Source organism: Microbacterium sp., from assembly GCF_049650565.1.
Classification (GTDB): domain Bacteria; phylum Actinomycetota; class Actinomycetes; order Actinomycetales; family Microbacteriaceae; genus Microbacterium.
This window is the reverse complement of record NZ_JBASAK010000003.1, coordinates 55,054-70,715: the sequence shown is the minus strand read 5'-3', so window position 1 is coordinate 70,715 and position 15,662 is coordinate 55,054. Positions and strand designations below refer to the sequence as shown.

The 15,662-nt window shown below is 71.0% G+C and carries 13 protein-coding genes; 5 read left to right on the top strand and 8 right to left on the bottom strand.

The genetic code is table 11. From position 1 onward, the window contains the following. Window positions 1-181: 181 nt before the first annotated feature. Window positions 182-1,618 (bottom strand): carboxylesterase/lipase family protein, encoded by a 1,437-nt coding sequence (locus WA967_RS00530; RefSeq protein WP_424418934.1) that lies wholly within the window; start codon window positions 1,616-1,618, stop codon window positions 182-184. Window positions 1,619-1,656: 38 nt separating this feature from the next. Beyond that, window positions 1,657-2,226, bottom strand: a complete 570-nt coding sequence (locus WA967_RS00525) for a TetR/AcrR family transcriptional regulator (RefSeq protein WP_424418932.1) — start codon at window positions 2,224-2,226, stop codon at window positions 1,657-1,659. A 142-nt stretch (window positions 2,227-2,368) separates the two neighbouring features. Here WA967_RS00525 and WA967_RS00520 point away from each other — a divergent pair, with 142 nt between their 5' ends. The 4 genes from WA967_RS00520 to WA967_RS00505 are packed head-to-tail and all read left to right on the top strand — an operon-like array spanning window position 2,369 to window position 8,249. Then, on the top strand, window positions 2,369-3,676 hold the full coding sequence (locus WA967_RS00520; RefSeq protein ID WP_424418930.1) for an MFS transporter: 1,308 nt from the start codon (window positions 2,369-2,371) through the stop codon (window positions 3,674-3,676). Between the two features lie 23 nt (window positions 3,677-3,699). Beyond that, window positions 3,700-5,187, top strand: coding sequence for a carboxylesterase/lipase family protein (locus WA967_RS00515; RefSeq protein ID WP_424418928.1), 1,488 nt, complete (start codon window positions 3,700-3,702; stop codon window positions 5,185-5,187). After that, a complete protein-coding gene (locus WA967_RS00510) occupies window positions 5,184-5,969 on the top strand; it encodes a phosphatase PAP2 family protein (RefSeq protein ID WP_424418926.1) in 786 nt (261 codons plus the stop codon). The genes WA967_RS00515 and WA967_RS00510 overlap by 4 nt, the downstream gene beginning before the upstream one ends. Before the next feature lie 39 nt (window positions 5,970-6,008). Further along, window positions 6,009-8,249, top strand: coding sequence for a glycoside hydrolase family 3 C-terminal domain-containing protein (locus WA967_RS00505; protein ID WP_424418924.1), 2,241 nt, complete (start codon window positions 6,009-6,011; stop codon window positions 8,247-8,249). A 130-nt stretch (window positions 8,250-8,379) separates the two neighbouring features. On the opposite strand, the gene WA967_RS00500 is transcribed toward WA967_RS00505, so the two are convergent. The 4 genes from WA967_RS00500 to galT all read right to left on the bottom strand — a co-directional run bounded on the left by WA967_RS00500 (window position 8,380) and on the right by galT (window position 12,473). Next, window positions 8,380-8,901, bottom strand: a complete 522-nt coding sequence (locus WA967_RS00500; RefSeq protein WP_424418922.1) for an N-acetyltransferase family protein — start codon at window positions 8,899-8,901, stop codon at window positions 8,380-8,382. Then, the gene (gene galE, locus WA967_RS00495) at window positions 8,901-9,878 is read right to left on the bottom strand and encodes a UDP-glucose 4-epimerase GalE (RefSeq protein WP_424418920.1); all 978 of its coding nucleotides are present in this window, start codon (window positions 9,876-9,878) and stop codon (window positions 8,901-8,903) included. The genes WA967_RS00500 and galE overlap by 1 nt, the downstream gene beginning before the upstream one ends. A gap of 151 nt (window positions 9,879-10,029) precedes the next feature. Next, the gene (gene galK, locus WA967_RS00490; RefSeq protein WP_424418918.1) at window positions 10,030-11,271 is read right to left on the bottom strand and encodes a galactokinase; all 1,242 of its coding nucleotides are present in this window, start codon (window positions 11,269-11,271) and stop codon (window positions 10,030-10,032) included. Window positions 11,272-11,294: 23 nt separating this feature from the next. Continuing rightward, window positions 11,295-12,473, bottom strand: coding sequence for a galactose-1-phosphate uridylyltransferase (gene galT, locus WA967_RS00485; protein WP_424418916.1), 1,179 nt, complete (start codon window positions 12,471-12,473; stop codon window positions 11,295-11,297). A gap of 75 nt (window positions 12,474-12,548) precedes the next feature. On the opposite strand from galT, the gene WA967_RS00480 reads away from it, so the two are divergent. Next, the gene (locus tag WA967_RS00480; RefSeq protein WP_424418914.1) at window positions 12,549-13,514 is read left to right on the top strand and encodes a LacI family DNA-binding transcriptional regulator; all 966 of its coding nucleotides are present in this window, start codon (window positions 12,549-12,551) and stop codon (window positions 13,512-13,514) included. Between the two features lie 24 nt (window positions 13,515-13,538). Here WA967_RS00480 and WA967_RS00475 read toward each other — a convergent pair whose 3' ends face one another. Next, window positions 13,539-14,561 carry a zinc-dependent alcohol dehydrogenase family protein gene (locus tag WA967_RS00475; RefSeq protein ID WP_424418912.1) on the bottom strand — a complete coding sequence of 341 codons (1,023 nt, stop codon included), beginning with the start codon at window positions 14,559-14,561 and terminating at the stop codon, window positions 13,539-13,541. Window positions 14,562-14,615: 54 nt separating this feature from the next. After that, window positions 14,616-15,614 (bottom strand): hydroxyacid dehydrogenase, encoded by a 999-nt coding sequence (locus WA967_RS00470; RefSeq protein ID WP_424418910.1) that lies wholly within the window; start codon window positions 15,612-15,614, stop codon window positions 14,616-14,618. Between the last annotated feature and the right edge of the window lie 48 nt (window positions 15,615-15,662).

Below are 15,662 nucleotides of genomic sequence, written 5' to 3'. Positions count from 1 at the left end.
TGGTGCTCTGGGTCCTGCGGCAGGGCGTCGTCGTCTGCCGGCGCAGCTCAGCGTCTTCGCGGGTCCTGGATTGCTGCCATCCGGCGCGTGTGCCCGCCATCCAGACCCCGCGCTGTGCCCGATCGCAGACCAGCAGGCGCGGAGCACCGAGCAGCGGGCAGTATGCGGCACCGCGGGGGCGTCACACCAGCGGCAGGGCGTCGTCGTAGGCGCTGCGGGAGAGAGCGGGCTGATCCCCGAACACGCGCGTGATGCCCGGCTCGGTGCGCCAGGCGGGCCAGCCGGGATCCCCGTCGCACACGAATGCGACGGCCGCCGCGTGCATCTCGTCGGCGAGCTGCTGCGGTGGATGCGGACCCGTCATCGCCGCGACGTGCTCCTCGTCCAGGCAGTCGAACCAGAAGGGCACGTCCAGGCAGTGGTGGGACCAGCCGTTCACCGGAGAGCGCCACGTGAACCCGTACACCCAGGTGTCGGCAGCTCGTCGCGACTCGGCCGCGCGCACGACGACCGAGCGGAAGACCCGATCGGTGACGTAGCGGCCCAGCACGGGGACCATCCCCCGCCGCGTGCGGTTGGCGCGCAGCCAGTGCCGCCGCAGCGCGCTGACGCTTTCCAGCGCGCGCAGCGCGATCCGGGCGGGGATCCACCGCAGCATCCGCGGGATGGCCTCGAAGCCCATCGTGAACTCGTCATCGGCGGCGCCCAGCAGCAGCGGCCTGCGCTCGCCGATGCCCTCGGCGAACGCATCCAGCGTCGGGCGGGGGATCAGATCGCCGTCGATCACCGGGCCCCACGGCAGGCCATCGGCCAGCGGCGCGGTGGCCTCTGCCAGCCCGGTTCTGCCCAGCAATGACGCCTGGTACTGGTGACGGGTCAGCTCCCGCTCGGGCACGCCACGGTAGCCCTCGAGCGTGGGTGCGCAGCCGACGGTCTCCGCCAGCTGCTCGCTGCGCCGTCGCACCAGATCGCGGGGCAGGTCGCCGAGCGCTCCGCTGATCGAGATCCCGGCATGGAACAGGTGCTGCACGGCAGGCATCCCGAACAGCGTGAGCACGGCTCCGCCGCCGGCGGACTGCCCGGCGATCGTGACCCGGGAGGGATCGCCACCGAAGAACGCGACGTTGCGCTGCACCCACTCGAGCGCCGCGATCCAGTCGCGGACACCGCGGTTGTCGGGCGCGCCGTCGATCACTCCGAAGCCGTCGAAGCCCAGCCGGTACGAGATGCTCACCAGCACGATGCCGTCGCGGGTGAACGTGCCTCCGTCGTACCAGGGGCTCGCGGAGGACCCCGCGGAGTAGCCGCCGCCGTGGATCCACACCAGCACCGGTGCCCGCCCGTCGAGCGCCGGTGAGAAGACGTTGAGGTTCAGGGTCGCGGCGCCGGGGACGCTCGGCTCGGGGATGATGGCGTTGTCCTCGGGGCGCCGCTGCGGCGTCGGGCCGTACGCGGTCGCGTCCAACGGCGCGGTCCAGGGCGCCACCGGCTGCGGAGGCAGGAAGCGCCTCTTTCCGGTGGGCGGAGCGGCGTACGGGATGCCGAGGAATGCGTACGATCCGTCGGCGCGGCGGATGCCGCGGACGGGCCCCTCCGCCGTCTGCACGATCGCGTTCATCGGGTTCAGGCTACCGCCGGCGTCGCGAATGGGCGGCCTCACGCCGGGCGGAGGATGCGGAGCAGCTCCTCCAGATCCGCGGCCATGTCGATGGAGTGATCCAGCATCCACGCCGTCTGCAGGCCGTCCGCCGTGGCGTGCAGCACGCGCATGACCCATTCGGGGGAGACGTCAGGGCGGATGTCTCCGGCCTCCTGGGCCTGCACCACGGCGAGGCGGGCGATGCCCTCCAGCCGTGCGGTGCGCTCCCGGAAGAACCCGTTGGCGGGATGCTGCGGGTCGCCGGCATCCGCCGCCAGTCGGGCGTAGAGCCGGACGAGACCCGGGACCGACGCGTTGTGCCGTATCACGGCGAGGAACGCATGGGCGAAGTCGCTTCCGTCGTTCTCGCGGGAGTCGCGCGCGTCGCGTGCGGCGAGCACGGCGACGAAGAGCTCCTCCTTGGAGCCGAAGTAGTGCAGCAGTCCGGCGGGGCTCAGCTCCGCGGCATCCGCGATGGCGCGGACGGATGCCTTGCCGTAGCCGACCTCGGCGACGATCCCCAGAGCCACCTCGAGGATCTCCTCGCGCTTGGCGACGCCCTTCGCGTACGCCCCTCGTCGTGCCATGCGTCCACAGTACTCGTCGCGCAAGCCATTACCGAACGATGTTCGGTAATGGCTTGCGCGACCGCCCGGCGTCTGCGACGATGAGTCTGGAAACCGAACACCGTTCGGCATCTATGCCCTATCTGCTCAACGAGGAGCTGACATGACTCTTCCTCCGCACGACCCGACCCACGAGAACGCGCCCACCGGGCTGATCTCCTCCACGCCGCCTGCCGCAGGCGAACCCGCCGCGAGCCCGCCCGCAGGCAAGGCGCTGCTGCCCAGCATGCTGGTCACCGCGCTCACGCTGTTCGCCACCTACGGCGGCCTCATCGCGATCCTGCTCCCCAGCCAGGTCGCGCTCATCGACGAGAAGAACAAGGTGGCGAACCTCGCGATCGTCGTCACCACGTCGTTCGTGTTCACGCTGTTCGCGCAGCCGCTGGCCGGCGCGCTCAGCGACCGCACCCGGTCGCGGTTCGGCCGCCGTGCTCCGTTCATGGTGATGGGCGCGATCGTCGGCGCCGTCTTCCTGTTCGGGCTCGGGTCGCTGAGGGACATCCTCTGGATCACCGTGTTCTGGGTGATCATCCAGGTGGCGCTGAACTTCCTCCAGGCGCCGCTGACCACCATCACCGCCGACCGGTTCCCGCGGTCCAGGCGCGGCACGGCCAGCGCCATGATCGGTCTCGGCACGCAGCTGGGCATGACACTCGGCGTCATGCTCGCCGCGGCCCTCGGCTCGCAGATCGGCATCGGCTACTCCACGTTCGGCGCCGCCGTGCTCGTTGTCACCGTGCTGTTCGTGCTGATCAACAAGGACTGGTCCTCGAAGCAGGCCGCCGTCGACCCGTTCAGCTGGGGAGGCTTCTTCAAGGGGTTCTGGGTCAACCCGCGCAGGCACCCCGATTTCGCGTGGGCGTTCGGAGCGCGCTTCCTGCTGATCCTCGGCTACTTCGTGGTGTTCTCGTACCAGCTCTACCTGCTGCAGGACTACATCGGCATGTCGCTGACCGAGGCGCAGGGCGCGAGCGTCACGCTGACCCTCGCGGCGCTCGTGCCGACGCTGATCGCCGTCATGCTGTCGGGCTGGTGGAGCGACAGGGTCGGTCGTCGCAAGGTGTTCATCTACGTGGCCTCCGCGATCATGGTCGTGGGCCTGTCGATGCCGATGTTCATGCCGGACATGACCGGGATGATCGCGATGAGCGTGATCAACGGCATCGGCTTCGGCCTGTACATGTCGGTGGACGCCGCGCTCATGACCGAGGTGCTGCCCAGCGAGGGCACCGCGGCGGGCAAGGACCTCGGCATCCTCAACGTCGCCACCAACATCCCGCAGGCGATGAGTGCGGCGATCGCCGCGATCATCATCACGTCGTTCGGCGGCTACTCGTCGCTGTTCGTGTTCGCGATGGTGTTCGTCGTGCTGGCGGCCGTGGCGACGGCCCCGATCCGAGGCGTGAAGTAGGAACAGGAGAAGGAGCGGATGCTGTGAACAGCACAGACACCGAATACGTCGAGGTGCAGACGTCCGCAGGGCGCGTGCGCGGAAGCTGGCGGCCCACCACCGGTGGGCGCGGCAACCCCCGTTCGGCGGGATTCCTCGGCATCCCGTTCGCGGAGGCGCCGGTGGGTGAGCTGCGGTTCGCGGCGCCCGTTCCGAAAGCGCCCTGGGAGGGCGTGCGGGACGCCCTGGAGTTCGGCGCCACCGCACAGCGCGGCGACCCCGGGGTCACCCTGATCCCCGAGCCCAGCATCCCCGGCGAGAGCACGCTGAATGTCAACGTGTTCACGCCGTCACCGGAGAACCCGGCCGACGGCGCCGGGCTCCCGGTGCTGGTGTGGATCCACGGCGGCGGCTACTTCGCCGGGTCGCCCGCCAGCCCCTGGTACGACGGACGCAACTTCAACCGCGACGACGTGGTGACCGTGTCGATCTCTTACCGGCTCGGCTTCGACGGCTTCGGATGGATGGAGGGCGCCCCCTCCAACCGCGGCGTGCGCGACTGGATGCTGGCCCTGGAATGGGTGCAGCAGAACATCGCCGCGTTCGGAGGCGACCCGAGTCGGGTGACCATCGCCGGGCAGTCCGCCGGAGGCGGCGCGGTGCTCACCCTGCTCGGCATGGAGAAGGCGCAGCACCTTTTCCACGGCGTGTACGCGGTCTCGGGCGCGCTGGCCGACGTCAGCGCGCAGCGCTCGGAGGAGTTCGGACGTCAGCTCGCGGCATCCGCCGGTGTCGCGGCGACCCGCGACGGCTTCGCGAGCGTGCCCGAGGAGACGCTGCTCGAGCTGCAGAAGAAGGCGACCGCACTCGACCCCAGGGCCATGGACAAGATCATCGAGGAGGGGCTGCCGCTGGGGCCGTCCGTCGACGGCGACCTGATCCCGCGCCCCACGCGCGAGTCGCTGCGCGCCGGAGTCGGCGCGGACAAGCCGCTGGTGATGGGCACCACCGATGACGAGTTCTCGATGGCGATGGGGGATGCCGCGAAGATGCTGCGCTGGGTGCCCCGCGGAATCCTGCTGGGCAGGCTCGGCGTCGCCAAGGGCCGCCGCCGCGCCTACCTCGAAGCCAACGCGGACGTCGTCGCGCTCGGCAAGGCGCGACTGGCAGGCCGCGTGCTCACCGACCGGATGTTCCGCACCGCCGTGCTGCGGATCGCCGCCGACCGCGGGAAGGCCCCCACCTGGCTGTACCGGTTCTCGTGGCCGTCGGGCGTGTTCGGCTTCGCCGAGCACTGCCTCGACGTGCCGTTCTTCTTCGACTGCCTCGACGGTCCCGCGATGGTGCCGCTGGCGGGCCCGAACCCACCGCAGACCCTCGCCGACATCGTGCACGCGGGGGTGGTCGCCTTCGTCAGCACCGGCGATCCCGGGTGGCCGGAGCACGATGCCGTCCGCCAGATCGCCCGCGTCTACGACGTGTCCACCAGAGATGCGGAGGACGCGTACTCGTCGGTGAAGGCGCTGCTGTGAGCGGCGCGGCGAAGAAGACGGATGCTGCGGTCGTGGCGCGCGTTCCGCGCACCCGCGGTCTGCTGTGGGCAGGAATCGTGCTGCTGGTCGTCGTCGGCCTCCACGGGATCGCCGTCGCCGCGGATCCGGCAGCCCCGTGGACGCAGGGCCTCGACGACGCCTGGCGGCGGATGATCGGGGTCGGGCCGGACTCGGGCGCGTACACCTGGTTCCTGCCGATGTTCTTCCAGCACCTCGGGCAGCTGCCCGGCATGGGCGTGCTGATGCTCATCCTGCCGATCGTGCTGGCGGCGGTCGGACGCTGGCGCACTGCGCTGTTCGTGCTGGCCGTGCAGCTGGCCGGGCCCGGGCTGGTCTCGCAGGCGCTGAAGAACACCGTCAATCGGCCGCGCCCGGCGACAGACCAGGCCATGGGGCTGTACGGGCCGCTGTTCCCCGTCGATCACGGCTCGTTCCCGTCGGGCCATGCGGTCAGCGCCGGTGCCCTCGCCGTGATCCTGCTCGCGCTCGTGCCGCTCGCGCGGCGCGGGTCGCGGGTCGCGATGATCGTCATCGGCGCGGTGCTGATCGTCGGGATGATCTGGCAGCGCACCCTGATCAACGCCCACTGGTTCAGCGACTGCATCACCGGCGCCGCGGCCGGCATCGGCGTGGCGCTCGTGCTGTGGTGGGCGTTCCAGCCGTGGCTGACACGCGACCTGCACCGCCGACCGTGGTTCCTCGGCCACCGCGGCGCGGCCGATGCCCCGCCCCGCACCGCTTCCCGAAGCGCAGGCGCCTGAGCGCCCGCATCCCCCGACCCGCCGACGAACGGAGAAGACATGACCGACCGCACCGACATCGTCGCCGCACTGAGCACAGCCGAGAAGGCCTCGCTCACCAGCGGCGCCGACTTCTGGACCACCAAGGCAGTGGGCGAGATCCCCTCGATCATGCTCACCGACGGCCCGCACGGCCTGCGCAAGCAGTCCGGCGACAGCGACCACCTCGGCCTGAACGACAGCGTCCCCGCGACCTGTTTCCCGCCCGCCACTGCCCTCGGATCGACGTTCGATCCGGAGGTCGCGGAGCGGGTCGGCGTCGCGCTGGGGGTGGAGTCGGGCATCGAGGACGTCGCCGTGATCCTCGGCCCCGGTATCAACCTGAAGCGCTCGCCGCTGTGCGGGCGCAACTTCGAGTACATGTCCGAGGACCCGCTGCTGTCCGGCGTCATGGGCGCGGGACTCGTCCGCGGCATCCAATCCCAAGGCGTCGGGGCGTCGTTGAAGCACTTCGCCGCCAACAACCAGGAGAAGGACCGCATGCGGGTGTCGGCCGACATCGACGCCCGGCCGCTGCGCGAGCTGTACCTGCGCGGCTTCGAGCGGGTGGTCAAGGATGCGCAGCCGTGGACGGTGATGTGCTCCTACAACCGCATCAACGGCGTCTACGCATCACAGGATCCGTGGCTGCTGACCCGGGTGCTGCGTGAGGAGTGGGGCTTCGAGGGGCTGGTCGTCTCGGACTGGGGCGCGGTGAACGATCGCGTGGCAGCACTCGTCGCGGGCCTCGATCTCGAGATGCCCGGCGGTGGCGGTGACACGGATGCGCAGATCGTGGCGGCCGTGGAGGCCGGAACGATCGACGAGTCGGTGCTGGATACGGCGGCGGGACGTGTCGTGGAGCTGGTGGGCAGGGCGCAGCAGCGCCCGGGGGCAGCCGGTGCGCTCGACGTCGACGCGCACCACGCCCTCGCGCGCGAAGTCGCCGGGCGCTCGATCGTTCTGCTGAAGAACGATGACGCACTGCTGCCGCTGGCCCCCACGGCATCCATCGCCCTGATCGGGGAGTTCGCCAGGACCCCGCGCTTCCAGGGCGGCGGGTCGTCGCACATCAACCCCACGCGCGTGGACACGGCGCTGGACGCATTCCGCGAGGCCGCAGGAGACCGCGTCGGCTTCGCGCCCGGATTCGCGTTCGACGGATCGGATGCCGACGCGCTTCGCGCAGAGGCCGTGGCGCTCGCATCCGGTTCCGACGTGGCCGTGGTCTTCCTCGGGCTGACGGATGCCGAGGAGTCGGAGGGCTTCGACCGCGAGCACATCGATCTGCCGGCCGGGCAGGTGGAGCTGCTGGATGCGGTGCTGGCCGTGAACCCGCGCACTGTCGTCGTGCTCTCGCACGGCGCCGTCGTCGCGCTGCCCTTCGCAGACCGCGTGCCGGCGATCGTCGAGGCCTGGTTGCTCGGCCAGGCAGGGGGCTCCGCCACGGTCGACGTGCTCACCGGCGCGGTGAACCCCTCGGCGCGGCTGGCGGAGACCATCCCGCAGCGGCTCGAGGACACCCCGGCGTTCGGGTCGTTCCCCGGCTCCTTCGGGCACGTCCGCTACGGGGAGGGGCTGTTCATCGGCTACCGCTGGTACGACCAGCGCCGAATCGACGTGACCTTCCCCTTCGGGCACGGCCTGTCGTACACGACGTTCGAGTACGGTGAGCCTGTCGCATCCGTCACCGCCGGCGGCGACGTGTCGGTCTCTGTGACCGTGACGAACACCGGCGACCGAGACGGACGCGAGGTCGTGCAGGTCTACGTCGCTCCCGAGGAGTCGGTCGTCGAGCGCGCACCCCGCGAGCTGAAGGGCTTCGCCTCGGTCGAGATCGCTGCGGGCGCCTCGCAGGATGTCGAGATCGTGGTGCGCCGTGAGGATCTGGCGTACTGGGACATCCGCGTCGACCGGTGGGTGGTCGAGGGCGGCGCCTACCGGGTGGAGGTCGGGGCATCCAGCCGCGACCTGCGCGGATCAGCCGGCGTCGATGTCGCCGGAGACGAGGTGCGGATGCCGCTGACGATGAACTCCTCGGTCGGCGAGCTCATGGCGCACCCCGTGGTGGGGCCGATCGTGCGCGCGCAGCTGGCAGGAATGCAGGATCTCGCGGCGGGCGCGGCGGATGCCGGCCTCATGAGCGACGATGCGATGGCCACGATGATGGCGTCCTTCCCGATCGGGCGCCTGGCCGGGTTCCCAGGCATGGGCGTCAGTCGAGAGCAGATCGAGCAGCTGATCGCGGTCGGCAACGCCTGAGCACGCGTCGTGTCCTGGCTCAGGCCAGGGCACGACGGCGCGGGTTGCGGGTGCGAGGCCGACTTCGGCGGCCGGGGTGGTCGTGGCGCTGATCGCCGTTCCGATCGTGCTGCCATCGATCCTTGTCGTGTCAGTGCAGGCGCGTCACGTGCCGCAGCTCGCGCAGCTCCAAGCCCGGGCGCCTGTCGATCTTCATGCCGCCGTCGGCATGCCAGCCGTGCCGCTCGTAGAAGGTCGACGCGCGCTCGTTCCCGTCGAGCACCCACAGGTAGGCGGTCTCGTGCCCGGCATCCCCCAGCTCCCGCTCGACGGCCGTCAGCAGCAGGTGGCCCACGCCGGTGGACCAGGCATTCGGATGCGCGTAGATGCCCCACAGCTCACCGGTGCCGCCGCGGGAGTCCGGCTCACCGGCATCCGCATCCCTGGCATCGCCGAAACTCGCCCAGCCGACCACCCGTTCGCCGTCGACAGCGACCAGCGTGCGACGCGGGGTCTCGGCGAGGATGCGTGCCCAGCCGGCAGCGCGCTCGGCGACCGACAGGCCGTCCAGCACGTGCTGCGGCATCAGCCCGCGGTAGGCGGCCTGCCAGGAGCGCACGTGCACCTCGGCGATGCCGTCGGCATCAGCGGAGGTGGCACCGCGGATCAGCATCAGCCGGCGTTGCGCCGTGCCTCCCAGCCCGAGCGCACCATCTCGTCGACGGTGTGCCGCATGGTCCAGTCCAGGTCGCGTGCCGCCAGGTCACCGGCGGCCACGATCCGGTCCGGGTCGCCGGGGCGGCGCGGTCCGATCACGGGGACGAAGTCGATGCCGGTGACGCGCACCATGGCATCCATGATCTGCTTCACGCTCAGCCCGTCACCGGATCCGAGGTTGTAGGCCGGCTCGATCGGGTCGCCGTTCGCCAGGCGCTGCGCGGCCACGACATGGGCGGCGGCGATGTCGCCGACGTGCACGTAATCGCGCACGTTCGTGCCGTCCGGTGTGTCGTAGTCGTCGCCGTTGATCTGCGGCGTGCGGCCCTCGAGCAGTGCCTCGAACACGATCGGGAACAGGTTGTGCGGGCTCACGTCGTAGACCGTCGGGTCGGCGGAGCCGACCACGTTGAAGTAGCGCAGCGAGGTGTGCCGCAGGGGCGCATCGGATGCCGCGGTCGCGACTCCCAGGTCGCGCAGCAGCCACTCGCCGATGAGCTTGGATTCGCCGTACGGGCTGGCCGGCTTCTTGGCGGTGTCCTCGACGACCAGCTCCACATCGGGAGTGCCGTACACGGCGGCGCTGGAGGAGAACACGATGTTCGTCACGCCCGCGGCATCCATCGCCTCGAGGATCACCCTGGTGCCCTCGACGTTCTGCGCATACGTGTGCAGCGGACGGTCGACCGAGACGCCGGCGTACTTGAAGCCCGCGACGTGGATCACGCCCTGAACATCGTGCTCGCGCAGGGTGCGCTCGACGAGCTCGCGGTCCAGGATGCTGCCCTCGACCAGTACGATGCCCTCGGGCACGAACGCGGGCTGCCCGCTCGACAGGTCGTCCAGCACGATCGGGGTGAGCCCGGCGGAGGCCAGTGCCCGCACGACGTGCGATCCGATGTAGCCGGCGCCGCCGGTGACAAGCCAGGACATGGGTCTCCTTCCGGGCGCGCGTCGCGCGCACTGTCTCCATTGTTCCAGACGGGGTCGGGCATCCTCGCCCCTGTTCAGCGCCGCCGCCCCTGTTCAGCAGCGCAGTTGAGCAGGGGCGAGGACGCTCAGCAGGGGCGGCGGTGCTGCGGGGTCAGGCGTCGCGGCGCGGGCCCTCCGAGGGTTCGACCGTGAACAGGTGCGGAGTGGCGAAGCCGGCCTGCGCGAAGGCCGCGATCACGGCATCCGACACCCGCTGCAGGTCAGCGTGCGCGACCAGCGCGATGGCGGCGCCGCCGAACCCGCCGCCGGTCATCCGGGCGCCGACCGCGCTGTTCGCCAGGGCCGTGTCGACGGCCACATCGAGCTCGACGGACGAGATCTCGAAGTCGTCGCGCATGGAGACGTGCGAGGCCACCAGCAGGTCGCCGATCGCCCGCGGACCCCGCTGGGTGAGCGCCTCGACGGTATCCAGCACGCGCTGGTTCTCGGTGACGATGTGCCGCACGCGGCGGAACGTCACCTCGTCCATGACCTCGGCCGCGCGGGGCAGGTCGGCGACCGACGCGTCGCGCAGAGAGCGGATGCCGAGCAGCTTCGCCCCGAGTTCGCACGAGGCCCGGCGCTCGCCGTAGCCACCGGTGGCGTGCGCGTGCTTGACCTGCGTGTCGATCACCAGCACCTCCAGCCCGGCATCGTGGAACCCCGTGGGGATGGAGCGCGTCTGAAGGCTGCGGCAGTCGATGAAGGTCGCCGCGTCGGGCTGCCCGAGCATCGACGACATCTGATCCATGATCCCGGTGGGCGCGCCGACCGCCTCGTTCTCGGCACGTCGGCCGATCTGCGCGAGCGTCACCGGGTCCAGGCCCAGCTCCCACAGATCGTTGAGAGCGGATGCCACAGCCCCCTCGATCGCCGCGGACGAGGAGAGCCCCGCCCCCACCGGCACATCGGAGGCGATCGCGATGTCGACGCCGCGGAACCGAGTCGCGCCGTCCGGGTCCTGAGCCGTGGAGCTCAAGCCCTGGGCCCCTGAGCCTGTCGAAGGGTCGCCGGCTCGCATCCGCAGCGCCCATGCCACGCCCAATACGTACGCCGACCATTCCGGCACGGCCGGTACCTGCCCGGCCGGCGTGGGGAAGAAGCCATCGAGATCGGAGATGTGCGCTTTGACCTCCCCCTCGGCGAACGTCGACCGCACGCGGATCTCGTCGGTGCCGGTGAGTGCCACCGCCGCATAGGTGCGGTGCTGGATGGCGAACGGCAGCACGAAGCCCTCGTTGTAGTCGGTGTGCTCGCCGATCAGGTTCACGCGACCCGGTGCGGACCAGATCCCGTCGGGCCGGCGGTCGTGGGCGGCGACGAACAGGTCGCGGGCTGCGTCGGCAGCGGTCATGGGTGCTCCTGGGGCTGGGCGGGTCAGAATTCGGGGATGGCGGCGATGGCATCGCGCAGACGCGAAGCCGCCACCTCGGGGAGGATCTCAGCGGTCCACGCGCTCATCGCGGCCTCGGAGCCCGCGAGGAACTTCAGCTTGTCCTCGGCGCGGCGGGGGCTCGTCAGCTCCAGGCGCATGCGCACGGTCTCGCGGCCGGTGTGCACGGGAGCCTGGTGCCAGGCCGCGATGTACGGCGTGGGTGTCGAGTACAGGGCATCCACTCCGCGCAGCAGCCGCAGATAGAGCGGCGCCAGCTCGTCGCGTTCGGCATCGTTCAGAGCGGCGAAGTCGGGCACGTGACGGTGCGGCATGAGCTGCACCTCCAGCGGCCATCGCGCGGCGAACGGCACGAACGCCGTCCAGTGCTCGCCCTTGAGCACGACCCGCTCGGAGGAGCGCTCGGAGGCCAGCACGCGATCCATCAGGTCGGGCACCGTGCGATGGATGCTGTCCAGCAGGCGCTGCGTGCGCGGGGTCACGTACGGGTAGGCGTAGATCTGGCCGTGCGGATGCGGCAGGGTCACGCCGATGGCCTCACCGCGGTTCTCGAACGGGAACACCTGCTCGATGCCCGGCAGCGCGGAGAGAGCCGCCGTGCGGTCTGCCCAGGCCTCGATGACGGTTCGGGCGCGGGTGACGGACTGGGTGCCGAAGGAGCCGGCGCTGTCGGGGCTGAAGCACACCACCTCGCATCGGCCGACGCTGGTGCGGGTGCGCCCGATGCCGAGCTCGGCCAGGTCGTCCAGGCCGCGCGTGGGGTTGACGGCTGCCGGCGCGCCGCCGGTGGCCGTGTTCAGCGCGGGCCCGAACGACGGCGAGCGGTTCTCGAACACGGCAACGTCGTAGCGGGCGGGCACCTCGGAGGGGTTTGCCGGGGTCTGCGGAGCGAGCGGGTCGGCGTCGGAGGAGGGCATCATCACACGGTTCTGCCGCTTGGTGGCGAATGTGATCCAGTCGCCGGAGAGGATGTCCTGCCGCATCGTGGCGGTCTCGGGACGGGCATCCAGCTCGCGGGCGTCGACCGCGCGCTCGGCGCCCAGGGAGGTGCCGGGGTCGTCGAAGTAGAACAGCTCGCGGCCGTCGGCGAGCGTCGTGGCGCGCTTGAGCACGCCTGCACCGAGCTCGGTGGTCTGCAACTCCGGAGATTCGCTGATGTTCACGTAAACACGGTATCGCGACCTGAGTGGTAACGTCAACAATCCGGAGTTGTGAACGTCGGGAGAAGGAGAGAGCGGATGCCGCAGAAGCGCGTCTCGATGGCCATGGTCGCCCAGCGGGCCGGCGTGTCGGGGCAGACCGTCTCCCGCGTGGCCAACGACAGCCCACGCGTCGACCCTGCGACCCGTGCGCGCGTGGAGCAGGCCATGGCCGAGCTGGGCTACCGGCCCAACCGTGCGGCCCGCGCCCTGCGCACCGGCCGCTCGCACACCATCGGCCTGGTGGCGCAGACCCTCGCCACCATCGGCAACTCGCGCATGCTGCAGGCCGTGGCGGAGTCCGCGGCATCCCGCGGCTACGCCGTGACCGTCGTCACGCTCGGCGCCGACGGCAGCATCGACGACGCCTTCGACCGGCTGCGTGATCAGGGCGTGGACGGCGCGATCGTGCTCAACGAGGCGACCGCGTTGGCCCGGCATGCGGCATCCGCCGGTCTGCGCCTGGTCGTCGTCGACTCCCTGCCCGATCAGCGCTTCACGGTCATCGGCACAGACCACGCCGCCGGCGCGCGCACCGCGACCGAGCACCTGCTGGCAGCCGGCCACCGCACCGTGCACCATCTGGCGGGTCCCGCGGATTCGTACGCCGCCGCCGAGCGCGAGCGGGGCTGGCGCGAGGCGCTGGGCGACGCGGGCGCTCCGGAGCCCGAGGTCGTGCGCGGCGACTGGAGCGCGGCCTCCGGATACGCGCAGATCCGTGAGCTGGCCGATGCGACGGCGCTGTTCGTCGCGAATGACCAGATGGCCCTCGGCGCCCTGCGGGCCCTGGCCGACGCCGGCCGCCGCGTGCCCGAGGACGTGGCCGTGATCGGCTTCGACGACATCGCGGATGCCGCCGAGTTCCAGCCCCCGCTGACCACCGTGCGGCAGGACTTCGACGCGCTCGGCGAGCAGGCCGTCCGCCGCCTGGTCGATTTGATAGACGGCGGGCGGCCCACCGATCTGCTCCTGGCGCCTGCGCTGGTCGGACGCCGAAGCGCGTGAGCGCGCCGAAGCGCGTGATCGGGGTCAGAACTCCAGCATCACCTTGATCGCGCGGCGCTCGTCCATGGCCCGGTAGCCGTCGGCCGCCTGGTCGAAGGGAAGCGTGAGTGTGAAGACGGCGCCCGCATCGATGTCGTCGTTCATGATCAGGTCGATGAGCTCCGGCAGGAAGCGGCGCACCGGCGCGGGGCCGCCGTGCAGGTGGATGCCGGAGTAGAACAGCTCGCTGCCGCTGAGCGTCACGTCGTGGGAGACCCCGACGATGCCGAGGTGCCCGCCGGCGCGGGTGGAGCGCATGGCCTGCGCCATGGACTCCTGCGTGCCGACGGCCTCGACCACGGAGTGCGCGCCGTAGCCGCCGGTGAGCTCCTTGATGGCGGTGATGCCGGCGTCCCCGCGCTCCTCGACGATGTCGGTGGCGCCGAAGCTGCGCGCGAGCGCCTGCCGGTCGGCGTGCCGGGACATCGCGATCACGCGGTCGGCGCCCAGGCGCGCGGCGGCGAGGACGGCGGACAGTCCGACCGCGCCGTCGCCGACGACGGCCACGGTCCTGCCGGGTCCCGCCTCAGCGGCGACGGCGCCGAACCAGCCGGTTCCCAGCACATCGGATGCCGCCAGCAGGCCGCGTCGGCGCGCCGGGGTGAGCTCGCCCTCCACCTTCACCAGCGTGCCGTCGGCCCACGGGATGCGCGCGTACTCGGCCTGCGTGCCCACCGACCCCATGCCCACCACGTGGATGCAGCGCGACTGGTAGCCGGCCCGGCAGATCTCGCAGATGCCATCGGATGCCATGAACGAGCCGACCACGTAGTCGCCCACGGCGAGGTCGTGCACGTCTGAGCCGACTCGTTCCACCGTGCCGATGTACTCGTGGCCCATCTGGATCGGCCAGGCGGGATTGTCGATGCCGCGGTACGGCCACAGGTCCGATCCGCAGATGCACGCGGCATCCACTCGGATGATCGCGTCGGTGGGCTCGATGAGATCCGGCTTCGGAACGTCCTCGACCCGGACATCGCCGGGGCCGTGCATGATGACAGCGCGCATGGTTCCACTCCACCACTCCTGAGGCCTCCGCGCGAGCCCCGCCGAGATGGCGGGTCATGCGCTGATGGTCAGTTCGTCTCGGGTGATCGGATGCCGTGCGGCGGCGCCCGCGGCATAGGCGGCCAGCTCGTCCAGAGCGGCGTCCGCCAGCCGGCGTGTCTCCGTGCCCAGGGAACCTGCCAGGTGCGGGGTGATCGCGACGTTCGGCAGCGCGCGCAACGGGTGATCGTCGGCAAGCGGCTCGGGGTCGGTGACGTCCAGCAGTGCGTCCAGCCGTCCGGTGCGGCATTCCGCCAGCAGCGCGTCGTGGTCGAGCAGTGCTCCGCGAGCGGTGTTGATGAGCGTCGCGCCGTCGGGCAGCGCAGCCAGCTGATCCGCCGCGATCATGTGGCGGGTGGCCGGCAGTGATGGCGCGTGCAAAGACATCACGTCCACCCGGGGGAGCATCTCCTCCAGAGGTACCAGCGTCGCGCCGGCGGCTGCCACGGCATCCGCATCGGCGTAGGGGTCTGCGACCAGCACGCGGATGCCGTCGAACGGCCACAGCAGCTCGGCCACCCGTCGGCCGATGCGGGAGAATCCGACGAGCCCCACGGTGCGATCGACGTTGCCGATCCGCCGATCCTGCCAGGCGCTCCAGGTGGGGTCCGCGCTGCGCAGGCGCGTGAACGTGCGCTTGCCGGACAGCAGGATCGCCCCGAGGGTGAACTCCGCGACGGGCACGGCGTTGGCGTCCACGGCGGAGGTGAGTCGGATGCCGCGAGCCCAGAACTCGTCGGAGACCAGCGTCTGCACGCTGCCGGCGGCATGCAGGACCGCGCGCAGTCGCGGCATCCGGTTCAGTCGCTCCGCGTCCAGCCGCGGCGCTCCCCACGACGTGATGAGCACTTCGGCCTCGGCCAGCAGCGCAGCAACGGAAGGGGCGTCGAGGTCGGTGATCAGCATCCGGTCGGCGGTGTCGGCGAGCTCGGCGAACCGCGTGCATCGCGCGTCGTCGAACAGCAGGGCGAAGGCATCAGCATCCATCACGGCGTGCACTCGAGGTCGTGTCATCTTCGGGGCTCCAGCGATCACCCTATCCCCACGCGCACGCGGGGGCGA

Excerpts from the sequence above, each read along its gene's own strand:
- WA967_RS00530 (WP_424418934.1), bottom strand. The coding sequence starts at position 1,618 with ATGAACGCGATCGTGCAGACGGCGGAGGGGCCCGTCCGCGGCATCCGC.
- WA967_RS00525 (WP_424418932.1), bottom strand. The coding sequence starts at position 2,226 with ATGGCACGACGAGGGGCGTACGCGAAGGGCGTCGCCAAGCGCGAGGAG.
- WA967_RS00520 (WP_424418930.1), top strand. The coding sequence starts at position 2,369 with ATGACTCTTCCTCCGCACGACCCGACCCACGAGAACGCGCCCACCGGG.
- WA967_RS00505 (WP_424418924.1), top strand. The coding sequence starts at position 6,009 with ATGACCGACCGCACCGACATCGTCGCCGCACTGAGCACAGCCGAGAAG.
- WA967_RS00500 (WP_424418922.1), bottom strand. The coding sequence starts at position 8,901 with ATGCTGATCCGCGGTGCCACCTCCGCTGATGCCGACGGCATCGCCGAG.
- galE (WP_424418920.1), bottom strand. The coding sequence starts at position 9,878 with ATGTCCTGGCTTGTCACCGGCGGCGCCGGCTACATCGGATCGCACGTC.
- galK (WP_424418918.1), bottom strand. The coding sequence starts at position 11,271 with ATGACCGCTGCCGACGCAGCCCGCGACCTGTTCGTCGCCGCCCACGAC.
- WA967_RS00480 (WP_424418914.1), top strand. The coding sequence starts at position 12,549 with ATGCCGCAGAAGCGCGTCTCGATGGCCATGGTCGCCCAGCGGGCCGGC.
- WA967_RS00475 (WP_424418912.1), bottom strand. The coding sequence starts at position 14,561 with ATGCGCGCTGTCATCATGCACGGCCCCGGCGATGTCCGGGTCGAGGAC.
- WA967_RS00470 (WP_424418910.1), bottom strand. The coding sequence starts at position 15,614 with ATGACACGACCTCGAGTGCACGCCGTGATGGATGCTGATGCCTTCGCC.